This window comes from Pseudomonas brassicae (genome assembly GCF_010671725.1).
In the GTDB taxonomy this organism is placed as follows: domain Bacteria; phylum Pseudomonadota; class Gammaproteobacteria; order Pseudomonadales; family Pseudomonadaceae; genus Aquipseudomonas; species Aquipseudomonas brassicae.
This window is the reverse complement of sequence record NZ_JAAHBU010000213.1, coordinates 21,606-28,075: the sequence shown is the minus strand read 5'-3', so window position 1 is coordinate 28,075 and position 6,470 is coordinate 21,606. Positions and strand designations below refer to the sequence as shown.

Here is a 6,470-nt window from a genome sequence, read left to right as displayed (position 1 = left end):
GTCACCACTCATCAAAGGCAGTTTTCGCAATCTTGCTGTTGATAAATTTGTTGAACCATTCACCGCTTGGAGGAAGGCGTATGGACCGTTCCAGCAAAACGGCCATAAGGTCTGGGCAGTACTTTCAGACACCCTGAAGGTCCACGGCATCCAAAAAAGTACCGGGTATGTCCTCCGATTTATGCGTGACAGAAAAAACGCTGTCAAATGCCACTGTCTTTCTATTGAACTCGGTTGTTTCGGTATAAGGTATTCTTAACAGGCTAGAGAATTCTGCAATATTTTGTTTGTGGTCTTTTGTCAGGCAGTGACGGGCAGTAACATAAAATATAGAGCCATTCTTGTTGCAGAAAAAACCAGTGCCCTGAATGCCAGGGTATTCTTCGCACCCATCAGCTACTAGAATATTTGGCGAAAGAGACCTTGCTGGCAAGCTTGAATGTACAAATGATATTTCGTTCTTCAATGTGTCAATCGTCCAGTATTACGGCCATTCTTGGTGTCAAGCATATTGCGCCTCACTGTTTCATCAGGCCCAGGTGCGGCGGCACTACATGGTTTGCGCTATGCCCGATTTTTTAGCACATCAATAGCCTATAGGCGAACTCATAATGCGCGCGGACGGCATAGAGATTGGGCAACTCGAGGCGCGCAAGCTGATGAACGAGATGAAATTGAACAGCAAGCAACTTGGTGGCTGTTATCGATCTGTTCGACCGCCAGGCACAGATCGGCTTTCAACAGCTAAGCGAGCTCAAGCCGGTCAAGGGCATCGACATCGTTGGTCTGATACCGGCCGAAGCGCAGAAAATGACAATGTATTCGGGCGCGGTCGTCAGCAAGAGCCAGCATCATGCCGCAGCCCAGGCGCTACTCGACTACCTTGCCTCGCCGTGTATGCTGGGGCTTCGAGAGTGTGCTCACTGGTCGCTCTCGCAGACAGCATTTCACCGTGCGGCGGAGCCTACTTGAGCAATCGAGATGTCTTTAGACTTCGTAGTTATTCAATAGGTCAACTCTCTGCGCGGAAACGCTCGTTCGACTACTGCACTTGCGCGGAAGAAGTTGCCAGATTTGCCCGGGCCAACTTCTCCGCGGTCGTGAGCTGACAAGCCTTGAATTCGTTTTGAGCAGCCTCGCCAGTGATAGCTTGCCGTATCGCGCGCACGTCGCGGGCAGGCGAAACGCCGAATTGTCGCAAATATTCGCGGCTAAACTGTGAAGCGCTTTCATATCCCACAGCGAACGCCACATCAGATGCGCGGTGCTCGCCAGCAAGCAAAAGCTGCCGAGCTTCCTGCAATCTAAGCAGTTTCTGATACTGGATCGGACTTAGGCCTGTCATCGACAGAAAGTGGCGATGCAGGCTTGCCCGGCTCATGCCACTTGCGACGCACAAGGCCTCGATGCGCAGTCGAGTGTTGTAATTGTCCCTGATCCAGGCAACAGCGCGACGGATACTGCCAACTGCGCCATCGGGTTGCGCAATCTGGCGCAGCAGCCGTCCCTGAGGGCCGAGTAGAAGACGATAAAGCAATTCGCGTTCAACCATCGGGCCGAGAACTGGGATATCGGCAGGCGTGTCGAGCAATGACAATAGGCGTAGCAACGTATCGCGAAGCGAAGCGGTCATCGGGTTAATCGTGATGCCAATTCCTGTTTGTGAACACTCGCGAATCGGCGGCATGTTCGCCGCCAGTTCAGCCAGTATGGCCGGATCCAGCACGAGCGATACCGCAACGTAGGGCTGTCCGTCTTCAGTATCAAAAATCTGGCCGATCAGAGGCAGATCCAGGGCGCTGATGAGATATTGTTCGCTGCCGTAACCAAGAAGACTGTCGTTAATAGAAACGCTCTTAGAGCCTTGTAGGATGAAGCAGATCATTGAGCGATAAAGACACGGCGCCTTGTCTGTAGAACCTTGGCCAACACAGAGATCCACACGCGGGATCGGCGTGGTGGTCAAACCCGGTGGCGCATGGCGCAGGGCTATATCAAGATGCGGTGCAAGATCTTTATTCATGCGCCGATTATGACCAAGCTCCGACACCATGCAAGCTGATTGATACAATCAGGCAATAAATTGAGCTTATTGGGTGTGGGTTGCATACCCGTCATTGCTTATCTTGGGCAGGTGAAGAAACCGCCGAAAGGCGTGCCTAACTTAGCAGAGACAGTCCATGACCAATCAGATCGCACTCATCACTGGCGCCAGCCGTGGCCTTGGCCGCAACATGGCCCTTCACCTCGCCAAGCGCGGCGTATACATCATCGGCACTTATCGCAGCGGCGCGGCTGAAGCCGAATCGCTGATGCGGGAAATACAAGCGCAAGGCGGCAAGGCAGCGATGCTGGCGCTCGACATCACCGATACCGCCAGCTACCAGGCTTTTTCATACGCACTGACAGATACACTGAAGACCGACTTCGGTCGCGAGCGCTTCGACTTCCTCGTCAACAATGCCGGCAATGGCCTCTTTGCGAACTTTATTGACGCAACCGAAGATCAGTTTGCCTCACTGGTCGCCACGCACCTTCGCGGCCCGATTTTCCTGACTCAGAAGCTGTTACCGCTCGTGGAAGATGGCGGTCGTATCCTGAACGTATCCTCCGGCTTCGTGCGGTTTACTTTGCCAGGGTACAGCGTTTACGCGGCGGTAAAGGCGGCAGTTGAAGTGCTGACCCGATATATGGCTGTAGAACTGGGTTCGCGCCAGATTCGAGTGAATGCGATTGCCCCAGGTGCCATCGCAACCGATTTTGGTGGTGGTGCAGTGCGTGACAACAAGGATGTGAACGCCTACGTTGCGCAGGGCATTGCGCTGGGGCGTGTGGGTCTACCGGACGACATCGGCGGTGCGGCAGCTGCCATCCTGTCCGATGACATGGCGTGGGCTAATGGGACGACTTTTGACATCTCGGGCGGGCAGTTGCTGTAGCCACCGCCGGATTAAAACCACCCCGTCACTGGCTTTTTCGAGAGACCACCATGCCGCACGCTCAATTAACGCTCATCAGCCATCCTCTGTGCCCGTTCGTTCAACGAGCGGCCATTGTGCTACTGGAAAAACATGTGCCCTTTGAGAGGATCAACATTGATCTCTCAGCGAAGCCTGGCTGGTTCTTGGCGCTTTCGCCGTCGGGAAAAGTGCCATTACTCGGGGTAGCGCTAGCGGACAGTACGCACGCAACGTTGTTTGAAAGCACGGCCATCTGCGAATACCTGAACGAAACTCAGGGAGGCGCCAGTCTTTATTCCGATGATGCGTTGTCTCGTGCCCAACAACGCGCCTGGGCAGAGTTTGGCGTGGCGGCGCTCTCCGATGCCTGGCAATTCCTAAACGCCAAAGATCTGGAAATGGCCGATAGCAAGAAAACTGCCTTTAGAGATAAATTGCATCAGCTTGAATCAAAGCTTGATCAAGGGCCCTATTTCTCAGGATCATCGTTCAGTATGGTCGATGCGGTGTTTGCGCCTATTTTTCGATACTTCGACGTGCTGAGCCCAGTCGTCTCCCAGCCGATCTTCAACGATCTTCCCCGCGTATCGGCCTGGCGATCTTCATTGGCGGACAGGCCAAGTGTCATGTCTGCAGTGGGAGAAGATTACGCCAATCGACTCCAGCAGCATCTTGTTAACCAGCAGGCACTGCTGTCAGATTCGATACGTAACGACCTTCTAGCAGGCTTGAGTAGATAGGATCTCAAATACTACGGAGAACTACCGCAAGAGAGCGTTCTCGCCGCACTGCCTCATTTCATTTGATAGACGACACCTCCATGCCAAAACCAATCGAGAATGTCACCGCTTTTTTTGCTGCTTATCCTGAAGATGGCGGTAGGGTTGCCATACGGCGTTGGTTCACGCCCAGCACGGTTTGGGTCAATCAAGGAGTGGCCACTACACGGTGCGCTTTGAAATGCTAGCCATCGCCGCTGACGGTAACAAGGTGCTCACCGAACGGCTTGATTGGTTCGAACGCGCTGATGGCAGCCAGATCGGAGCGCAAAGATCATTGGCTTGGATCGGATAAGTGTGTTGGCCCGACGCTTACGCCGCAAGGAAGTTGAGGGAAGCTGAGTTGATGCAGAAGCTTGCCAATGTAGAAGCGGCCCTCGAAAAAATGGGCGGCGGATCCTAGGAAAGTATCGTCATGGGCATTCGCCGCATCCTACGGTTCCAGACTGAGTAGTCGCGCTGTACTGACTGCTGCTTGGAGGTCGAGATGGCTGGAGGCAAACGACTTCATGAGGAGCGGGCGGGGAAGGGCCCAATCCCATTTCTCTCTGAGCATGTTTTCGACATTTTCCAAGATCGGCTCTACATTCGAGATGTCCATTTGACCGACCACGCGCAACGCTCGCAACGTATCCTCACCGCCGAATGCAACTTCCAAGAATAGCCCGGTATTTTCGCACAATGCCCACATGCCTGAGCAATAACGCCAACGCATCCCATGAGCGCACGAGGGTGCGTCTGCCACCCAGTAGATTTCTAATCTCAGAAATCATGGGGGGCGGGGCGGATGATCATCGCATCCTCACGGCCAGAGGTCTTCATCGTGCGGCAAATCACGTCGTGCCCCATGTGGCAAGTATTGAAGCGCGGGTGATTGCCACCAGCCTGGCCACAGGCGCCAAGATGCCGAGGGCACACTTTGGTTAGGCGAACGAGTCTTTCACCATTAATGCTCGAGATAACTACTCGTCGAGCACAAGCCGACATATTGGCTTGGGTAAGCAACGCATGTACGCGACCTCAAAGGCTTTCCGCGAAACCGTCGGTGGTTTCCGATTAACTGGTAGAGCTTACCTTACGTGGCTTATGAACATATCTGACATGGCATATGATTTAACATAATATACATTATGCGTAGCAGTGTATTGGGCTACCAACGCCGTAGGAGGACAAATTTCAACCCCTGGCACCTCCCTCGACCGAGCCAGTTCTCGGGCCGGATCTCTTCTGCAAACAAACGCAGCCAGGCGCTCCCTCTGGCCGCGTCGAACGCTAATCCTGAGCATGCACCTGAGCGTCACCACCAAGCGCCTGTTCACCATCAGCCAAACAATCCCAACACATCGTCATTCCACTCATGGCCATTTTCCGACCAGCCATTGCCGGTCGCTGGCGGGAACGCCGTGCGGCAATAACCTTGCCTGGCCTGGAAATCGAACACTGCGTGAGGATAATCATTGATCAACAGTACGGCCTTGGTGTGGTCCATGGACCAGCCGATCTTGACCGTCGAGGGCTTTTCTTTATCAGATACATCGCTGGCATTGTAGATATGCAGCGCGTCCTGAATCGGGTTGTCGTCGGCCGAAGTGTCCAAGGCATAGAAGTAAGCTGTATCCTCATCGTCTTCGAATACGACGACATACGGTCCTTCCTGCGCCGGTGCTTCTACTACCAGCGTGCGCCCTACGATCAGTTCCTGTTCGGCGGCGAGATAAACGGGCATGTGGCAATCCTTGTCGTGGTGAAGTGAAAAACGCCGATAATGCCTAGCCAGACGCCTTGCTCGCAAGTTGCCAGACGCTTCAGATGCCCTGTTCCCACTAAAACTTGCAACGTTTCACACTTAACTCAACTAAATGACTATTTAGTTGAGTTAAGTGTTGAGCACACACCTCCTTCCTTTAGCGCCACCAGCAACAGGACGCCTCCAGGAAAAACTCTCATCGTTTCAGCATGTCCCTCGCATCACCCTTCAGCACTGCATGAATTCCCGTATGCCTTGCAGCACTGCAAGGTGCACCGGATAGAACCAGTATGCCCACTGGCGCACCGGCCAGACCTTGCAAGCAAGTGGAGCACGCAGTAACCACAGGCCAATCAGCGGTGCGCTGAATGCACTGCCCCATACGGCCAGAGAGTACGCATCCATGTCCATCGCCCTTGCCCACAAGCTGTCACGGGTATTGATCGCCACACACAGCAACGCGGGCAACACCCATACCGGCCCCGGCCGCTTGATGGCCAACAGCAAGGCGGCGGGCAGCAGGCAACCCAGAAACCCATACATCAAGGGCTCATTCATCCAGGCGGCGATGGCCCCAGCACCCGTGGCCATGCAGGCAGCGAGCACGCTGCGGTAATGAACGCCCCAGGCAATCACCAGCCCCAGCAACAGCGTAAACATCACGTTCAACGTGCCAGCGGGGCTCATGGGGCGGTACACCACCTCGGAAATGCTCGCGAACAGAAGCATGCCACCCAAGTAGCGTGCATTCGAGTCGTTGATCAGGCGCGCGGAACGCGAGCGCGCCACATTGGCAGCGATCGCCACGCAGAACAACGGGAACGCCAGGCGCCCCGGCACGAACAGGCTGTGCATCCCCGGGCAGAGTATGCGCAGGTGGTCCAGCAGCATGCTCAACATGGCCAGCCATTTCACCAGGTCCAGCGCGGCATTGCGCGCCACGGGCTGCGTGCTCAGCGGTATCGGTTCAATCGTCATTGCACC

Annotated in this window: 5 protein-coding genes and 2 pseudogenes; 4 read left to right on the top strand and 3 right to left on the bottom strand. The window is 54.6% G+C overall.

What is annotated here, in order from left to right; all coding sequences use genetic code 11:
* A partial coding sequence (locus tag G3436_RS27675; RefSeq protein ID WP_243667167.1) for a hypothetical protein occupies window positions 1-259 on the top strand: 259 nt, incomplete at its 5' end.
* Window positions 260-720: 461 nt separating this feature from the next.
* Window positions 721-972: pseudogene (locus tag G3436_RS15515) on the top strand (substrate-binding domain-containing protein); the annotation flags it as partial.
* A gap of 172 nt (window positions 973-1,144) precedes the next feature.
* Here G3436_RS15515 and G3436_RS15510 read toward each other — a convergent pair.
* Window positions 1,145-2,023 (bottom strand): annotated as a pseudogene (locus tag G3436_RS15510) (AraC family transcriptional regulator); the annotation flags it as partial.
* A gap of 157 nt (window positions 2,024-2,180) precedes the next feature.
* On the opposite strand from G3436_RS15510, the gene G3436_RS15505 reads away from it, so the two are divergent.
* Window positions 2,181-2,939: an SDR family NAD(P)-dependent oxidoreductase gene (locus G3436_RS15505; RefSeq protein WP_163946512.1), complete on the top strand. Its 759-nt coding sequence runs from the start codon at window positions 2,181-2,183 to the stop codon at window positions 2,937-2,939.
* A 50-nt stretch (window positions 2,940-2,989) separates the two neighbouring features.
* A complete protein-coding gene (locus G3436_RS15500; protein WP_163946509.1) occupies window positions 2,990-3,700 on the top strand; it encodes a glutathione S-transferase family protein in 711 nt (236 codons plus the stop codon).
* Between the two features lie 1,360 nt (window positions 3,701-5,060).
* Here the strand turns inward: G3436_RS15500 and G3436_RS15490 are convergent.
* Together G3436_RS15490 and G3436_RS15485 are read right to left on the bottom strand one after the other, a co-directional pair.
* The gene (locus G3436_RS15490; RefSeq protein WP_163946506.1) at window positions 5,061-5,465 is read right to left on the bottom strand and encodes a DUF2251 domain-containing protein; all 405 of its coding nucleotides are present in this window, start codon (window positions 5,463-5,465) and stop codon (window positions 5,061-5,063) included.
* 249 nt (window positions 5,466-5,714) lie between these two features.
* Window positions 5,715-6,464: a TraX family protein gene (locus tag G3436_RS15485; protein WP_163946503.1), complete on the bottom strand. Its 750-nt coding sequence runs from the start codon at window positions 6,462-6,464 to the stop codon at window positions 5,715-5,717.
* Between the last annotated feature and the right edge of the window lie 6 nt (window positions 6,465-6,470).